Origin of the sequence: Bradyrhizobium sp. DN3 (assembly GCF_041357655.1) — a bacterium.
Classification (GTDB): Bacteria; Pseudomonadota; Alphaproteobacteria; order Rhizobiales; family Xanthobacteraceae; genus Bradyrhizobium.
In genome coordinates this window covers 80076-94945 of the sequence record NZ_JAULLN010000002.1, presented here as the reverse complement: position 1 = coordinate 94945, position 14870 = coordinate 80076, and the positions used below count along the sequence as shown (strand labels likewise).

Genomic DNA, 14870 nt, shown 5'->3' with positions numbered 1-14870 from the left:
CTAAATTCGCTTCCGGTTGCGGGCGTACATGCCTATCTCGGGTCTGTACGTCCGCCGACCAGTTGAAGAGGATATCGCAGTGCGAGATGCCATCGAACTCCTGAAGACCCGCCGCTCGGTCAAGCCGCGCGAGATGACCGGGCCCGGCCCCTCCGCAGCCGAGCTCGAGACCATCCTCACCATCGGCGCGCGCGTGCCCGACCATGGCAAGCTGACGCCCTGGCGCTTCATCATTTTCGAGGGTGATGCCCGCCAGCGCGCCGGCGAGGTGATCGCAAAAGTCTTCGCCCGGAAGAACCCAGGCGCGCCTGCCGCCGACGTCGAGACCGAGCGCAAGCGCCTCACCGACGCGCCGCTCGTGATCGGCATCGTCAGCTTCACCAGGCCGCATCCGAAGGTGCCGGCCTTCGAGCAGGAATTGTCGGCAGGTGCCAGCGCCATGAACATCGTCACGGCCGCAACCGCACTCGGCTACGGCGCCTGCTGGCTGACCGGCTGGTTCGCCTTCGATCGCGACGTGCTTGACGGCCTCGGCCTCAAGCCGGACGAAAAGCTCGCCGGTTTCGTCCACATCGGTACGCCGACCAAACCGAGCCAAGACCGTCCGCGACCGTTCCTTTCGGAAATCGTGACGCGTTTTTAAGCGATGTTTTGTTGACGCCTTTGGCGTCTTCCGGCTTTCATCCCGCCCAGGGAGGAAGCCCGGATGAGACGCCGTGAATTTCTGGTCGGGGCTACGCTGCTGGCCAGCACCATGGCGCGAGGCCGCTCCGCCGACATTCCCGCTCCAACGCCCGATGGCCTCGACCGCATCACGGCATTCTTCGACAACGAGGTGACGAGCGGCCGCCTGCCGGGCGCCGTCATCCTGGTCCAGCAGCACGGCAAGCCGGTCTACCTCAAGACGTTCGGCGTGCGCGACGTCACGACCGGCCTTGCCATGACGCCGGACACGATCTTCGCCATCCACTCGATGACCAAGCCGATCACGTGCCTCGGCGCGATGATGCTGATCGACGAGGGCAAGCTCGCACTTGCTGACCCCGTATCGAAATACGTCCCGCTCTTTGCCGACACCAAGGTAGGCCTCGAGATCACTAAGCCGGACGGCAAGCTGGAGCTCGATCTCGTGCCTCCAGTCCGTCCCGTCAGCATCGAGGATCTGCTGCGGCACACCTCGGGCATCAGCTACGATTACATCGGCGGCAAATGGGTCGAGCAGGCCTACAAGGCGGCCAATATCTTCGAGGGTCAATTCAACAACAGGGAATTCGCCGACCGCATCGCGAAGCTGCCGCTGGCGCGGCAGCCGGGAACGTTGTGGCGCTACGGTCATTCCACCGACGTGCTCGGCAGCGTCATCGAGATCATCTCGGGCCAGACGCTGTACCAATTCCTGAAAGCACGCATCTTGGATCCGCTCGGCATGAGCAGCACCAAATTCGCGCTGGCGACGGAGGACGAGCTGGCGCGGATGGCGCGGCCGCTGCCGAACGATTTCATCCTGCTCGCCGCCGAGCGCGAGCGCCTCGACCATCCCGAATGGCAGTCGGGCGGCGGCGGGCTGCTCTCGACCATCACCGACTATCAGCGCTTCGCGCAGATGTTGCTCAATGGCGGCGAGTTCGAGGGCAAGCGTTATCTGAGCCCTGCTGCGTTCAAGGCCATGACCACCGATCACATCGGACCCGGATCCGGCGTCGGACGCGACTATTTCTATTTCCCCGGCGACGGTTTTGGCTATGGCTACGGACTTGCGGTGCGCACCGATCCCGGCAACGCGAAACCGCCGCCGCCTGGTTCGATCGGCGAGTTGAAATGGGACAGCGGCAGCGGCACCTATTTCGGCGTCGATCCCAAGCTCAACATGGTCTACCTCATGATGCAACAGACTCAGAGCGAGCGCGGCCGCATCACGCCGGCGTTTAAAGCGCTGGTCTACGATTGCTACCCGCCTCCGCTACGCCGCCCGTGAGGCGCGCTGGCCGAAATCGGCGAGCAGCTTTCCGATCTCGGCTGCGGGCCGCGCCGCGCTGAACAGGAAACCCTGCACCTCATTGCAGCCTTCGGCGCGCAGCCAGTCGAGCTGATCCTCGGTCTCGACGCCTTCCGCCGTGGTGGTGATGTTGAGGCTGCGGCCGAGACCGGAGATCGCGCGCACGATCGCGCTGCAATCGGGCCGCTGCGCCAGATCCTTGACGAAGGACCGGTCGATCTTGATCTTGTCGAAGGGGAAGCTGCGCAAGTAGCTCAGGCTGGAATAGCCGGTGCCGAAATCATCCATGGAGATGCCGACGCCGAGCTCGCGCAACTGATGAAGCGTGGCGAGATTGGATTCGGTCTCCGCCAGGAAGATCGACTCGGTGATCTCGAGCTCGAGCCGCCTCGGCGACAGGCCGGACTGCGCCAGGGCCGAGATCACGACCTGAACCAGGTTGCGGCTGCGGAATTGCGCCGGCGACAGATTGACCGCGACCTTGATGTCGACAGGCCATTTCACGGCTTCGGCGCAGGCCTCGCGCAGCACCCATTCGCCGAGCTGGGTGATCAGACCGATGTCCTCGGCGACCGGGATGAACTCGGCGGGCGAGATCATGCCCTTGTCCGGGTTGCGCCAGCGCAAGAGCGATTCGAAGCCGGAGATGCGGTCGGAGGCGATCGACACCAGCGGCTGGTAGTGCAGCTCGAACTCGCCATTGGCAAAGGCGCGGCGCAGATCGAGCTCCATGTCGCGGCGCTTCTGCGCCTGGAGGTCCATCTCGCGCTCGAAGAAATGATGCACGCCGCCGCCGTCGGACTTGGCCCGGTACAGCGCCATGTCGGCGTTGCGCATCAACTCCTCGGACGTGGTGCCATCACCTGGTGACAGCGCGATGCCGATGCTGGCGCCGATCACCATCTCCTGGCCGTCGATCTCATAGGGCGCCTTCAGCATGTCGATCAGCAAGGTCGCGCAGGCGCTGGCCTCGTTCGGCGAGACGTCGGCCGCCAGGATGACGGCGAACTCGTCGCCACCGAGCCGGGCCGCGAGATTGGCACCGCGGACCGCGGTGGTCAGACGTTCGGCGACTTGCTTGAGCAGGCGGTCACCCGATGGATGCCCGAAGGAATCATTGATGTTCTTGAACAGGTCGAGATCGATGTAGAGCACGCCGACCCGCTTTCCTCCGGCCTGGTCGAGCGCCTGCTTCAGCCGCTGCTGGAAATATTCGCGGTTCGGCAGGTCGGTGAGCCCGTCATGATGGGCCATGTGGGCGATCCGCGCCTCGGCCTTGCGCCGCTCGGTGATGTCGACCACCGCGACCAGATAGCCATCGCGATCATCGAAGGCGACGCGGCGGCCGAAGGTGAGCACCTCGATCTCGCTGCCGTCAGCGCGTAAGTGCCGCCAATTGCGCGAGGAATGATAGGCATCGCCAACGCGTTCGAGCGCCTCGGCGTGGCTCTCCCACTCGTCCTCGGGCCAGATCTCGTGGAGCTTCATGCGCAGGAAGGTGGCGCGGCTGTAACCGTAATGCTGGACCGCGGCGTCGTTGACGCTGAGGAACTGCTTGGTCTCGGCGTCGAACACCCACATCGGCATCGGGTTGTTGTCGAACAGCAGGCGGAACGAGGCGTCACGCCGCTTCAACGCGGTGACGTCGGAGATCGTCAGCGAGACCACGTCGGCGAAGGCGGTGGCGCCGAGGCGGAGGTGTCGTCCGTCGCTCTCGATTTCGAGCTGCTCGCCACGGCCGCCCGAGACGGCCTTGAGCAGGAAATCCATGATCTCGGGTGCAGCCAGCAGCGTGCTCCCCTCACCGACCCGCCGCCACAGCAGGCTTCCGGTCGCGGCCTTCAGCAGCGCGCCCGCGCTCTTGTTGTGGTGCACGATCTGGAGATCGAACGCCTTGCCGTTTGCATCGCGCAGCGTCGCCAGCGACACCACGGCGTCGTCGGTCGCGGAGAAAATCGCATCCAGGAGATTGTATTGCGTGCCGCGCTCGTTGATGTAGGCGCCGACCAGCGTCGCGCCCCAGCGCGAGGCAGTCGGCAGCGCCAGCACATCGTAGGTCCTGACCATGCCGTCGCGCACGCAATGCGCGCTCGCATGATGCGGCTGTCCCGTTGCGAGCGCGATCGCCGCCGCTTCCGTCAGCGCCGTGGCGCAATCGGGCGACAGCTCTGCGACGGCAATGTCCCAGCGCTCCTCGCCGAGCCATTTCTGCACGTAACGTCCGCTGCGCGACAGTTCGAGCGCGCCGTCACCCCTGAGCAGCGCGATGTGATCGGCGAGCCGTCCGAGACTGCCGAGCATCACGTCCTCATAGCGCGGCAGCCGTTCGCCCGGCTTCAACGCGGCACGCCATTTGCGTTGAAGCACCGGGATGTCATCGAACATTTCGGCGGCCGGTTTTCCCGACACTTTCTTCGCGGCACTCATGGCAATCCCCAACGCACTATCCCGGCGCATCCAATGCAGCTGCGCTTAACGGCGTGTAAAGAGCACACGGACGCGGGGTCCGTTCGGTGATTATGACAGTTTTAAGTCAGGTGTTGGTTAGTCGACGTTAGAGACTATGACGGTTGTGTTTTCGAAGCGTGCTGTGAGTTGGCAACGGCGTCGCCGTCCCCGGTGTCGTCCTGGCGAAAGCCAGGGACCCACAACCACCGAAGATCATTGTTGCGATCGCTTTGGCCGTATCGTGCTTCGACAATGCTGACCGGGGTAATGGGTCCTGGCTTTCGCCAGGACGACGTGGGGAGGTAGCGTGCGCGACTGCATCAACGTCGTCATTGCGAGCGCAGCGAAGCAATCCAGAATCTTTCCGCGGAGGCAGTCCGGATTGCTTCGTCGCATCAACGCAAAATTGCTTTGCAATTTTGTCGCGAGCTCCTCGCAATGACGGAATATGTGGATGGCAACGTCGCTCGTCTAACGCACATCTTCATCGCAGACACACCCGCGTATCCTCCGCCCGTCAGGCAACGCAAGGTCTTGTAGCCCGAATGGAGCGCAGCGCAATCCGCGCTACGAATTCAGAGCAAGCGGCTCACCCGCCGCTAATCCTCGCTCGAGGCGGCGGAGCGGTCGTTCAGATGGGCCTGCGACAGCAGGAAGAACAGCGCGCGCTCGCCGTGATATTTGGCGGACGGGCGCGTGCGCTCGAACCCGTCCGCAAATATCTTGCCGGACTGGTCGCACACCTGCCATCGCCAGCCAAACCGCTTGCGCCTCGTTAGGACCACTTCGAACATCCCGACCGGCTGGGCCCCCTGCTCATTGCCGCTGGCGCAGCCGTCGATGGTCTGCGCATCCGGCTCCCCTGGACCGATGCGACATATAACCCAGCGGGATGGAAAGAGAATAAAATTGATGATCGGAATCGGGCATCGTCCACCGGCGTGGTGAACTCACGTGGTTTTCCGGAATAACGCGCGGATGGCAGGGTTTCTTCGCACCTTGAGACGCCGCTTGGGCGCTAGCGCAGAGGTAACGGGAGATGGTGTGCTTGTGCGCGATGTGAGAAGCGGAGGATTCTCCAGAGGCGCGAAGCCCAGCATCCGGACCAGACCACCACCGGCGGCATCGCCGCCGAGGCATCACCGCGCGACGACCTCGACTTCGCCGTCGACGCCGTTCACGACGTTGAAGCCGCGCTCGTAGACCTTGCCCTCGTTCTTGGCGATGGCGCGGTACTCTCCTTCGGAGAGCACGACGCGCGGGAAAGCGCCGATCGATTCCTTGATGACGTCGCCGCCTGGGGTCAGCACCGACCAGGCGGTGTTGGCGAGTGCCTCTCCGCCCCTGTCGCTGACGAGCTTGAGCGTGATGACGGCGGCGCGGTGGGTGATGGTGACGTCGGTGAGCTTGCCGGCCTGGACGCGGATGTCCGAGCGCACCACCGAATTGGCATCGCCATAGTTGGAGACGATGTAGTAGGTGCCCTCCGGTATCAGCACGACGTCGCCGGCGGCGACGTTCGGCACCAGGGAGGCGCGCTCGCCGGATTCGAACTGGCTGCCCTTGTAGATCGCGAACGAGATCTGGTTCTGCGGGATGCGGCTGGTGCCGACCCGGCCCTCGATGCGCAGGCCGCCGGCCGGCAACACGAAGGATTCGCGGTCGGTCTCGGCCTTCAGGCTGACGGTGCGCACCGCACTGACGAGGCCGAAGGCGACGTGCACGACGTACGTGCCCGGCGGCAGCACGATATTGGGCGTGGCGTTGCGCTCCTCGCGGATCAGCTTGAAGGTGCCGTTCTCGTCGGGACGGTCGGCGAATACACGCCAGACCAGGCCGCTGGTGATCGCGGGAGAATCCTTGCCGTATTTCGCGGTCAGCGACAGCACGCCCTGGCCGGGCGCCGCCGCGTTGAGCGGCGCGGCCGGCGGCACGGTGGTGACCGCGGGCGGCGGCATACTGGGCGTAACCGGCTGCGCCAGGGTCGGCGGCAGGCTCAGGGGGCCGGCGCCCGGCCCGGATGGCGGTGCCAGATTGATGGCGCCGCCGGGATCCGGCACCGATGCAGGGGGCACCGGCGGCGGCCGATCGGAGAAAAGCTGCGCCTGCGCGGCGTTTTGGCCAAGGAAAACCGGGCCGAGGGACACGAGGCACGCGGCAAGGATCAGCGCCGGCAGCAGCCGAACGCCGCGCCGCCATCCGATGATGCCGTCACCCCCGCGAGTCATGCCCCTGCTTTTCACCGAAAACGCGGCAAATTCAAGCCTCAGGAACCCGATCGACTACGGTCATTGGAACCCGGTTGACGCCTGCGTGATTAGTCCCGAAGCAACCGTCCATCGCCATACTCCTGCCCTGTGCGCTTCCCAAAGCGGCATAAACCATGCTTCGCCGCGGTTCTGGCGGAGCGCCAGTGTGACGCCTAGTCTGGTGATACGGGCCTGGCCCCGGCGTAGGGGAGTTTTTCAGTGCTGGACATCTTGAAGGGTCGGGGCGCGAACGGCTCAAACGGCGAGAAAGTTGGCGAGAAAGTTGGCGAGAAAGTTGGCTTGGGCAGCATCCGCCGGCCGGTCATCGGCCTTGCCCTCGGGGGCGGCGCGGCGCGCGGCTTCGCCCATATCGGCATCATCAGGACCCTGCTCGCCAACGGCATCGTGCCTGACGTCGTGGTCGGCACCTCGATCGGCGCCGTGGTCGGCGGCGCCTATGCGGCCGGCCAGCTCGATACGCTGGAAGAATGGGGGCGCAGCCTGCAAGGCATGCGCAACATCCTCGGCTATCTCGACATCCGCCTCAATGGCTCCGGCCTGATCGGCGGCGAGAAGCTGGCGACCCGGCTCGAGGAAGCCGTCGGCCAGACCCTGATCGAGGACCTCTCAGCCAAATTCGCCAGCGTGGCGACCGAGGTGCGCACCGGCCACGAGATCTGGCTGACGCGCGGCCGTGTGGTCGATGCGATGCGCGCCTCCTATGCGCTGCCGGGCATCTTCTCTCCCGTGCTGATCGGCGACCGCTGGCTGGTCGATGGCGCGCTGGTCAATCCGGTGCCGGTCTCGGCCGCCCGCGCGCTCGGCGCCGAAATCGTCATCGCCGCAAATCTTTCCAGCGACATCTTCACCCATTCCACGACGATCTATTCGCACGGCGCGATGCCCACACCGGTGGCGCCGGTGGCCGAGGAGACGACGACCAAACGGCGTTTCCCGCGGCTGTTCTCGCCCGAGAAGACTATGAAGCGCGAGTTCTTCGGCGGTGGCGGACGCCCCGGCATCTCCTCGGTGATGGTGGATGCCTTCAACATCATGCAGGACCGCATCACCCGCGCCCGCCTCGCCGGCGATCCGCCCGACATGCTGATCACGCCACGGGTCGGCCAATTCGGCTGGTTCGACTTCCACCGCGCCGAGGATCTGATCGCGCACGGCGTGCGCGCCGCAGAGCGTGCATTGGATTCGATCCAGGAAGCGATCCATGTGCTGGCGCCGCCGCCTGAAGGCGCAGCGCCGACAGTACACGAGTGAAGTCCGCTCAGGCGGTCTTGATGTAGTCGCGCAGGGCTTCCTGCTCGGCTTCGTATTCCTGGACGCGGCGCTTGACGATGTCGCCGATCGAGATCAGGCCAACCACCTTGCCATTCTCGATCACGGGCAGATGGCGGAACTTGCCTGTCGTCATCATCTCCATGAGCTCGGCGACCGTATCGGTCTCCTTGCAGGCGACGACCTTGCGGGTCATGACCTCTGCGACCGGCTCCTCCAGGACGCCGGCGCCGCGCTCGCCGAGCACGCGCACGATGTCGCGCTCGGACAGGATGCCTTCGAGCCGGCTCTGGTTCATCACCAGCACCGCACCGATCTTCTTCTCAACGAGCAGCTTGATCGCGGCCGACAGCTTGACGTCGGGCTCGACGCTCATGATCTGATGGCCCTTGGTGTTGAGAATGGAACGTACCGTCATTGTCGCCTCCCTGAATCGGAGCCGTCCGCCATTTGGCGGTTCGGAACTTGTTCGCGAGTCTTCAACTAACAGTTTCAGCGCCGGTTCACGCTCGTGCGCTTTGCGAAGCATTGCTTCGCTTTCGGAACATTCTTCTCGGGAATGATGGATGAATTCGGGCCGCGCCGCAAGCGCCGCTTCAAATTCGGTCTGAAACGTCCTGTGATGACGCATCCGCAGCATCGCTTCGCACGCGCGGCACGGGATCGAACAGCGCGAACAGCAGGAGCCCTGCGAAGAAGCCGCCGATATGCGCCTGCCAGGCCACGCTCGTGGTTTCGGCATCGACGCCGATCGCGCCGACACCGAAGATGATGTTGAGGCCGAACCAAACACTGAGGAAGCCGACCACCCGTCCGTCGCGCAGTGCGCGCGACAGCGGCAGCGCCGGAACCTTTGCGGCGGTATCAGCGTCCGAACGGCTGAACGACAGGAAGCTGCCGCGGGCGAACGCGAAGCGGATCGCCGCCGCCATCGCCCCCGACACCGAGGCCGAGGCGCCGATCATCGGCGCCACCGCATGCTCATGGGTGACGAGATGGGCGAGCGCGCCGGCCGCCGCCGTCACCGCCATGAACACGAAGAATCTGATGGCGCCGAAGCGCCGCGCCAGCGCGCTGCCGAACGGCAGCAGCCACAGCACGTTGAAGCCGAGATGAGTCAGGTTGGCGTGCAACAGCGAATAGGTGACGAAGGTCCAGACCTTCGCACCCGCCCCGCCCGGGATCTGCAAATTGAGCAGCGAGGAATCGTAGCGCTTCGGGATGAAGCCGAAGACGTCGATGGTCCAGTTCTCGATCTCCGGCGGCAGCAGCACCCGCAGATGGATCAGCGCCAGCAGGGCGATATAGGCGGTCAGCGCCACGGGCAGCGTCAGGATCGGCTCGCGCGGGGCCTCCTGGACAGCCGGCAGATCCGGAGAATCCTGCGGCGGAGAATTTTGCGGGGAATCCAAGGCAGCTTCGCTTTCAGGCGCGATCGGAGCGATCCACTTGGAGATAGTCGCCTTTGCCGGCGTTGCGCAAGTGCACAAAAGGAAAAGGCAGGGCCCTGGGAAAGCCCTGCCTGTCCGTGTCGGACTTCCGGTACCCCCTGGGAATAAGGTGTATCCCCACCCCTCCCCGCGGTCCCGTGACCAAACTGTTTGACGCCCAAAGTTCAGGCCTCGCCGAGAACCTGGAAAACCGGCGAGACTTGCGACCGCGATCACCATAGCAGGCGGGCCGCCGGCGCAAAGCGCATAGTTAATTTAACGTTAACAACGCAAAGGCGGCCTAGATGGGGCCTAAGACACCCTCGCGGCATGGACGCTGCAGATCTCCTCCTGCACAACAACGAAAGGGATCGCGGGTGCACTGAAGCGGGACAGGTTTGTGCCGTGAGGATGCGCCCCGGGGTAAGCGTTCAGTCATGAAACATCCGTCGAGCCGCGAGTTCTTCGCGTATTGGGACGACAAGCGCGGCATGGCGCGGGCCCCCGATAGGGCCGACATCGATCCGGCCGCCGTCCGTGACCTGCTCGGCGACATCTTCGTGCTCTCCTGCGAGCAGCACCTCGGCTTCCCGTTCCGCGTCGCCGGCACGCGCGTCTGCGCGCTCGCCGGAGGCGATCTCAAGGACCGGAGCTTTACGGCGCTGTTCACACAAGCCAGCCGCGGCGAGATCGAGGAGATCACCACGATCGTCGCCGACGAGACGTTGGGTGCGATCGCCGGCGTCACGGCCGCACGCGAGAACGGCAGCAAGGCGCATCTCGAGCTGCTGCTGCTCCCTTTCAATGCCCGTCCGCATACGCCTGTCAGCGTGACCGGCGTGCTCGCACCGTTCGACGACGAATGCGGCACACTCGGCCCCTTCACCCTCACCTCCTGGCGCTATTTGCATCAGCCGGAGAAACTGCTGCCGCGCGCGATCCGCAAATTGCAGATCGCACGCGGGCTGATGGTGTATGAGGGGCTGCGGTAGATTTGCGCAGGCGGTGATCATGCGATGGATCGTCGTGCGGCATGACCGATTTTGCCGGATTTGCGTCATTCCTGAAATCGTTGCGACCGGATAGCTTCCGCGCCGCGTGAGACGACGAGCGGGTGACATCATGAGCTGGCGCATTCTGGCGTGGACCGCCCTCGGCGGCATGGCATTGCTGGTGGCGATCGGCGGAACCTGGCTGCTCCTGCTGCCGGATACGCCGGCATCGGGAACCGCGCCTGCGATCTCCAGAGACGAAGTCGAGGCGACGCTGGCCGCGCTGAAACCGCCGAAACGAAAGCGCCCCCTGATCGCCATCGTCGGCATCAACGACATGAGCGAGACCACCGACTATCTGATGCCCTACGGCATTCTCGCGCGGGCGGACGTCGCCGACATCCTCACCCTGGCGACGCAGCCGGGACCCGTCACGCTCTATCCCGCACTGAGGGTGCAGCCGCATGCGACCATCGCCGAGTTCGACGCCACGCACCCCGACGGCGCCGATTACGTCATCGTGCCCGCGATGAGCCGCGACGACGACGCAGTCGCCCTGCAGTGGATCAGGAGCCAGGCCGGCAAGGGCGCGATCGTGATCGGCGTCTGCGTCGGCGCCACGGTCGTTGCCAACACCGGGCTGCTCGACGGCAAGCGGGCCACGACGCATTGGTATTCCGTGCGCGATCTGCAGAAGCATTCGACGATCCGCTATACGGCGGACCGCAGACTGGTCGTCGACCCGGGCGTCGCGACGACCACCGGAATCAGCGCATCCATGCCGATGGCCCTCACCCTGATCGAGGCCATCGCCGGTCGGGCCAAGGCCGAGGCGGTCGCCCGCGACATCGGCCTTGCGGCGTGGGATGCGCGCCACCGCAGCGACGCGTTCAGCTTCACGCGCTCCTTCGCGCTGACGGCGATCGCGAACACGCTCGCCTTCTGGAACCGCGAGCAGCTCGGAATCGCATTGAGGCCTGATGTCGACGAGGTCTCGCTCGCACTGATCGCCGATGCATGGTCGCGGACCTATCGCTCACGCGCCCTCACCTTCGCCGCCACGGCGCAGGCGCGCACGAGCCGCGGAGGCCTCGACATCCTGCCTGACCGGATCGCTGACGATTGGCCGGCGCAGCAGGCGCTGCCAGGAGCCGGCACCTCCCCGCCGGCACAGGCGCTGGACGAAACGCTGCGTGCGATCGAGGCGCGCTACGGATCGCGCACAGCCGACTTCGTGGCGATGCAGCTCGAATATCCGAAGCTGGATTGATCTCACTCTTGGCCTCTTGGCGGCGGAATAAATTGGAACTAATGAGATCGATCGACATGAGCAAGCCGCATTGGCGTCTCGCGCGCACGGCCGACCTTGTTGCGATCGGCGCGATCGCGGCGCGCATCCATCCTGATCTTTCCGAGCGCCCTGATGTGTTCGCGGAGAAGATGCGGCTTTGTCCCGATGGCTGCCGTGTGCTCGCGGCGGACCATGGGATCGTCGGCTACGGGCTCGCCCATCCCTGGAAGCAGCATCAGATCCCGCCGCTCGACGGCTTCCTCGCAAGCTTGCCCGACGATGCGGACTGCCTCTACGTGCACGACGTCGCCGTGCTGCCCGACGCCCGCGGTGGCGTCGCGCGCGCCTATATCGCGACGATCGAGCAACTCGCACACTCAATGGGCATTGCGGCTCTCGCGCTGGTCTCGGTCTATGCCACGCGGCCGCTATGGGAACGCTTCGGCTTTCGGCCCGTCACGACGGATGCGGAGTTGCGCGCAAAGCTCGCATGTTACGGTGAAGGCGCGAGCTACATGCTGCGCGATCTCGCTGCGACGTGAGCCCCCTCCCCGGCCGCGGCTCACGCGGGCGTGAAGCCACCCGCTCGAACCGGTTTCAGCCAGCCTCCGTCGAAGAACCGTGCGGGCCGATCTGGTCTCGCCGAACCGAGACTGGAGAATTTCCATGAGACTCACATTGCCGAAAGTTGCTTTGATTGCCTTCGTTGCGGCGACCGCGTTCACCGCGACCAGTGCCAACGCCGCGCAGTACCGGACCTACGGTTGCGAGTTCGCCTTCTTCGAGGGCTGTGGCAGCCTGATCGAGATGCCGAACCAGGGTGGACGACGCGTCGTCAGCCATCGCGACACCTCGCCGACTTACATGAAGCAGAGCGATCCTCGCTACAGCTCCGCGATGCGTGATGCCGGCGGTGGTGGCGGCGGTGGTGGTGGCGGCGGCGGCGGTGGCCGCTGAACTCACGCCTCTCTCTTCAGATGATGTCGCCGGTGCAATCCGGCGGCATCATTGCCGTCTGCGCTGAACGGCGACGCTCAACCTCGCCGTTTCTTCCTCGCCTTCTTTCCCGGCGCGCCCTTCACCGGCCACGGCGTGACCGAAAGCTCCGCGTGGCCCTGTTTGTTCTTATGCTTCTTTTTCTTCCCGAAGGAAGGAGCCTCGCCGAATTTCGGGCCACGCTCGCCGTGAGACTTGCTGCGCGGCTTGAATGCACCTGCCTCGCGCGCGCGATCGCTCTGACGCTCACGGTGATCATCGTCAGCGGCCTCACGGCGATGCGCATATGACCGCTGCTCCGAAGCCGCCTGCCGCGGCACTATGTCCGCCATCGGCTCGATGCGGATGCTGTCTTCCTTGTCCGGGCGCTTGATCTTGGCGGCGAAGGAATCCGCGACCCGCTCGGAAATCTCGAACTCGGTGGTGGTGTCCATGATCTTGATGGCGCCGATGTCGCGCTTGTCGATGCCGCCGCGGCGGCAGATCATCGGCAGCAGCCAGCGCGCCTCCGCATTCTTGCGCCGGCCGATGGCGGCGCGGAACCAGACGCTGGCCTCCGCCATGCCATGTTTCGACGATGACTTGCCGGATTTCGATCGCGGCTTGCCGGGGCGATCGCCGCCGCCTTCGCCTTCAAACCTGTCACGACCGCGATCGTCGCGCGGCCTGCCGCTGTGCTCGCCGGGATCGATGATGTCCTCGGGCGACGGCAGCCGGGCCCGATAGAGCCGCGCGAGCGCAGCGGCGATATCTTCGGGCGAGCGCTCGGCCAGCAATGCCTGCGCCAACACCAGATCGTCGGCGGTGGTCTCCTCGGTGAACAGCACGTCCTTCATACGCGCGTGATCGAGCTTGCGGATGTCCTCCGCCTGCGGCGCCGTGCCCCAGGCCGCCTCGATGCCCGAGAGATTGAGCAGCAATTCCGCGCGCCGGCGTCGTGCCGGCGGCACCAGGAGGATGCTCGTGCCCTTTCGTCCCGCACGCCCGGTGCGGCCGGAGCGATGCTGCATGACCTCGGCGTCATTGGGCAGATCGGCATGGATGACGAGGTCGAGGCTCGGCAAATCGATGCCGCGGGCGGCGACGTCGGTCGCGACGCAAACGCGGGAGCGTCCGTCCCGGAGCGACTGCAGCGCCATGGTGCGCTCGTTCTGCGTCAATTCGCCCGACAGAGCAACCACGGAGAAGCCGCGCTCCAGCAGCGCTGCCTGCAAATGCCTGACGGCATCGCGCGTGCTGCAAAACACCAGCGCGCTCGGCGCCTCGTGGAAGCGCAGCACATTGACGACCGCATGCTCGACGTCGGCAGACGCGATCCGGATCGCGCGATACTCGATATCGGCGTGGCCGCCTTCGTCGCCGGCAACCTCGATCCGGAAGGCGTCGCGCTGATATTGCCTGGCCAGCGCGACGATGCCGCGCGGAAACGTCGCCGAGAACAGCAGGGTGCGGCGCGCCTCAGGCGTGGTCTCGAGGATGAATTCCATGTCCTCGCGAAAGCCGAGATTGAGCATCTCGTCGGCCTCGTCGAGCACGACCACCTTCAATTCGGAGATGTCGAGGCGGCCGCGACGCAAATGATCGCAGAGCCGCCCGGGCGTGCCGACGACGATGTGCGCGCCGGCCGCCAGCTCGCGCTGCTCGCGCCGCGGGTCCATGCCGCCGACACAGGAGACGACACGCCCGCCGGCATGCCCATACAGCCAGGCCAGCTCGCGCTGAACTTGCAAGGCGAGCTCGCGGGTCGGCGCCACGATCAGGGCGAGCGGCGCGCCGGCGTGCTCGAACCGCTCGGCCTCGCCCAGCAGGCCCTTTGCCATGGCAAGGCCATAAGCCAGGGTCTTGCCGGAGCCGGTCTGGGCTGAAACCAAGAGGTCGCGGCTGGAGGCTTCGTCCGTGAGCACGGCGAGCTGAACGGGAGTCGGGGAATCATAGTTCCGCTCGGCCAAAGCTCGGGCGAGCGGCGGGGTCAGGGCCGGAAAAGACACGAAATGGAGAACCTTGGTTGATTCAGGCGCGCAAACGGTGGACCGGCGGACCTGAGCTGCATGCGCGGCAAACGGCCCGACCGCACGCTGGATTTGATCTGGGCGCTCTTTACGCCAAGCGCTCAGAAATCACCATGCCTGTGATGCATGGCTTTGCAATGAGAACCGCGCCTGAAGGTTGCAGCGGATT

13 protein-coding genes are annotated in these 14870 nt (G+C 65.2%); 7 read left to right on the top strand and 6 right to left on the bottom strand.

Annotation, left to right across the window (positions count from 1 at the left end; translation table 11 throughout):
* The first annotated feature begins 79 nt into the window (after positions 1-79).
* Positions 80-643 carry a nitroreductase family protein gene (locus AAE027_RS03715; RefSeq protein ID WP_370985555.1) on the top strand — a complete coding sequence of 188 codons (564 nt, stop codon included), beginning with the start codon at positions 80-82 and terminating at the stop codon, positions 641-643.
* 63 nt (positions 644-706) lie between these two features.
* The gene (locus AAE027_RS03710; RefSeq protein ID WP_370985554.1) at positions 707-1975 is read left to right on the top strand and encodes a serine hydrolase domain-containing protein; all 1269 of its coding nucleotides are present in this window, start codon (positions 707-709) and stop codon (positions 1973-1975) included.
* On the opposite strand, the gene AAE027_RS03705 is transcribed toward AAE027_RS03710, so the two are convergent.
* The 3 genes from AAE027_RS03705 to AAE027_RS03695 form a co-directional block, all read right to left on the bottom strand.
* Positions 1961-4423 (bottom strand): putative bifunctional diguanylate cyclase/phosphodiesterase, encoded by a 2463-nt coding sequence (locus AAE027_RS03705; RefSeq protein ID WP_370985553.1) that lies wholly within the window; start codon positions 4421-4423, stop codon positions 1961-1963. The two genes, AAE027_RS03710 and AAE027_RS03705, sit on opposite strands and share 15 nt — an antisense overlap.
* A gap of 620 nt (positions 4424-5043) precedes the next feature.
* Positions 5044-5238, bottom strand: coding sequence for a hypothetical protein (locus tag AAE027_RS03700; RefSeq protein ID WP_130221158.1), 195 nt, complete (start codon positions 5236-5238; stop codon positions 5044-5046).
* Between the two features lie 345 nt (positions 5239-5583).
* Positions 5584-6672 (bottom strand): hypothetical protein, encoded by a 1089-nt coding sequence (locus AAE027_RS03695; protein ID WP_370985552.1) that lies wholly within the window; start codon positions 6670-6672, stop codon positions 5584-5586.
* A 240-nt stretch (positions 6673-6912) separates the two neighbouring features.
* On the opposite strand from AAE027_RS03695, the gene AAE027_RS03690 reads away from it, so the two are divergent.
* Entirely contained in the window at positions 6913-7965 is a 1053-nt protein-coding gene (locus AAE027_RS03690) for a patatin-like phospholipase family protein (protein ID WP_370985551.1), read from the top strand.
* Between the two features lie 7 nt (positions 7966-7972).
* Here AAE027_RS03690 and AAE027_RS03685 read toward each other — a convergent pair whose 3' ends face one another.
* Both AAE027_RS03685 and AAE027_RS03680 read right to left on the bottom strand, forming a co-directional pair.
* The gene (locus tag AAE027_RS03685; protein WP_128933022.1) at positions 7973-8401 is read right to left on the bottom strand and encodes a CBS domain-containing protein; all 429 of its coding nucleotides are present in this window, start codon (positions 8399-8401) and stop codon (positions 7973-7975) included.
* Positions 8402-8579: 178 nt separating this feature from the next.
* Positions 8580-9395: a rhomboid family intramembrane serine protease gene (locus AAE027_RS03680; RefSeq protein ID WP_128933021.1), complete on the bottom strand. Its 816-nt coding sequence runs from the start codon at positions 9393-9395 to the stop codon at positions 8580-8582.
* 455 nt (positions 9396-9850) lie between these two features.
* Between AAE027_RS03680 and AAE027_RS03675 the strand changes: the two genes are divergently transcribed.
* The 4 genes from AAE027_RS03675 to AAE027_RS03660 all read left to right on the top strand — a co-directional run bounded on the left by AAE027_RS03675 (position 9851) and on the right by AAE027_RS03660 (position 12653).
* The gene (locus AAE027_RS03675) at positions 9851-10405 is read left to right on the top strand and encodes a PAS domain-containing protein (RefSeq protein WP_370985550.1); all 555 of its coding nucleotides are present in this window, start codon (positions 9851-9853) and stop codon (positions 10403-10405) included.
* A 130-nt stretch (positions 10406-10535) separates the two neighbouring features.
* Positions 10536-11675 carry a DJ-1/PfpI family protein gene (locus tag AAE027_RS03670; RefSeq protein ID WP_370985549.1) on the top strand — a complete coding sequence of 380 codons (1140 nt, stop codon included), beginning with the start codon at positions 10536-10538 and terminating at the stop codon, positions 11673-11675.
* Between the two features lie 56 nt (positions 11676-11731).
* The gene (locus AAE027_RS03665; protein WP_370985547.1) at positions 11732-12238 is read left to right on the top strand and encodes a GNAT family N-acetyltransferase; all 507 of its coding nucleotides are present in this window, start codon (positions 11732-11734) and stop codon (positions 12236-12238) included.
* Between the two features lie 124 nt (positions 12239-12362).
* Positions 12363-12653: a hypothetical protein gene (locus AAE027_RS03660; protein WP_370985546.1), complete on the top strand. Its 291-nt coding sequence runs from the start codon at positions 12363-12365 to the stop codon at positions 12651-12653.
* 77 nt (positions 12654-12730) lie between these two features.
* Here the strand turns inward: AAE027_RS03660 and AAE027_RS03655 are convergent, their stop codons facing one another.
* Positions 12731-14680: a DEAD/DEAH box helicase gene (locus AAE027_RS03655; RefSeq protein WP_370985545.1), complete on the bottom strand. Its 1950-nt coding sequence runs from the start codon at positions 14678-14680 to the stop codon at positions 12731-12733.
* Between the last annotated feature and the right edge of the window lie 190 nt (positions 14681-14870).

Excerpts from the sequence above, each read along its gene's own strand:
- AAE027_RS03660 (WP_370985546.1), top strand. The coding sequence starts at position 12,363 with ATGAGACTCACATTGCCGAAAGTTGCTTTGATTGCCTTCGTTGCGGCG.
- AAE027_RS03685 (WP_128933022.1), bottom strand. The coding sequence starts at position 8,401 with ATGACGGTACGTTCCATTCTCAACACCAAGGGCCATCAGATCATGAGC.
- AAE027_RS03670 (WP_370985549.1), top strand. The coding sequence starts at position 10,536 with ATGAGCTGGCGCATTCTGGCGTGGACCGCCCTCGGCGGCATGGCATTG.
- AAE027_RS03705 (WP_370985553.1), bottom strand. The coding sequence starts at position 4,423 with ATGAGTGCCGCGAAGAAAGTGTCGGGAAAACCGGCCGCCGAAATGTTC.
- AAE027_RS03675 (WP_370985550.1), top strand. The coding sequence starts at position 9,851 with ATGAAACATCCGTCGAGCCGCGAGTTCTTCGCGTATTGGGACGACAAG.
- AAE027_RS03710 (WP_370985554.1), top strand. The coding sequence starts at position 707 with ATGAGACGCCGTGAATTTCTGGTCGGGGCTACGCTGCTGGCCAGCACC.
- AAE027_RS03700 (WP_130221158.1), bottom strand. The coding sequence starts at position 5,238 with ATGTTCGAAGTGGTCCTAACGAGGCGCAAGCGGTTTGGCTGGCGATGG.
- AAE027_RS03695 (WP_370985552.1), bottom strand. The coding sequence starts at position 6,672 with ATGACTCGCGGGGGTGACGGCATCATCGGATGGCGGCGCGGCGTTCGG.
- AAE027_RS03665 (WP_370985547.1), top strand. The coding sequence starts at position 11,732 with ATGAGCAAGCCGCATTGGCGTCTCGCGCGCACGGCCGACCTTGTTGCG.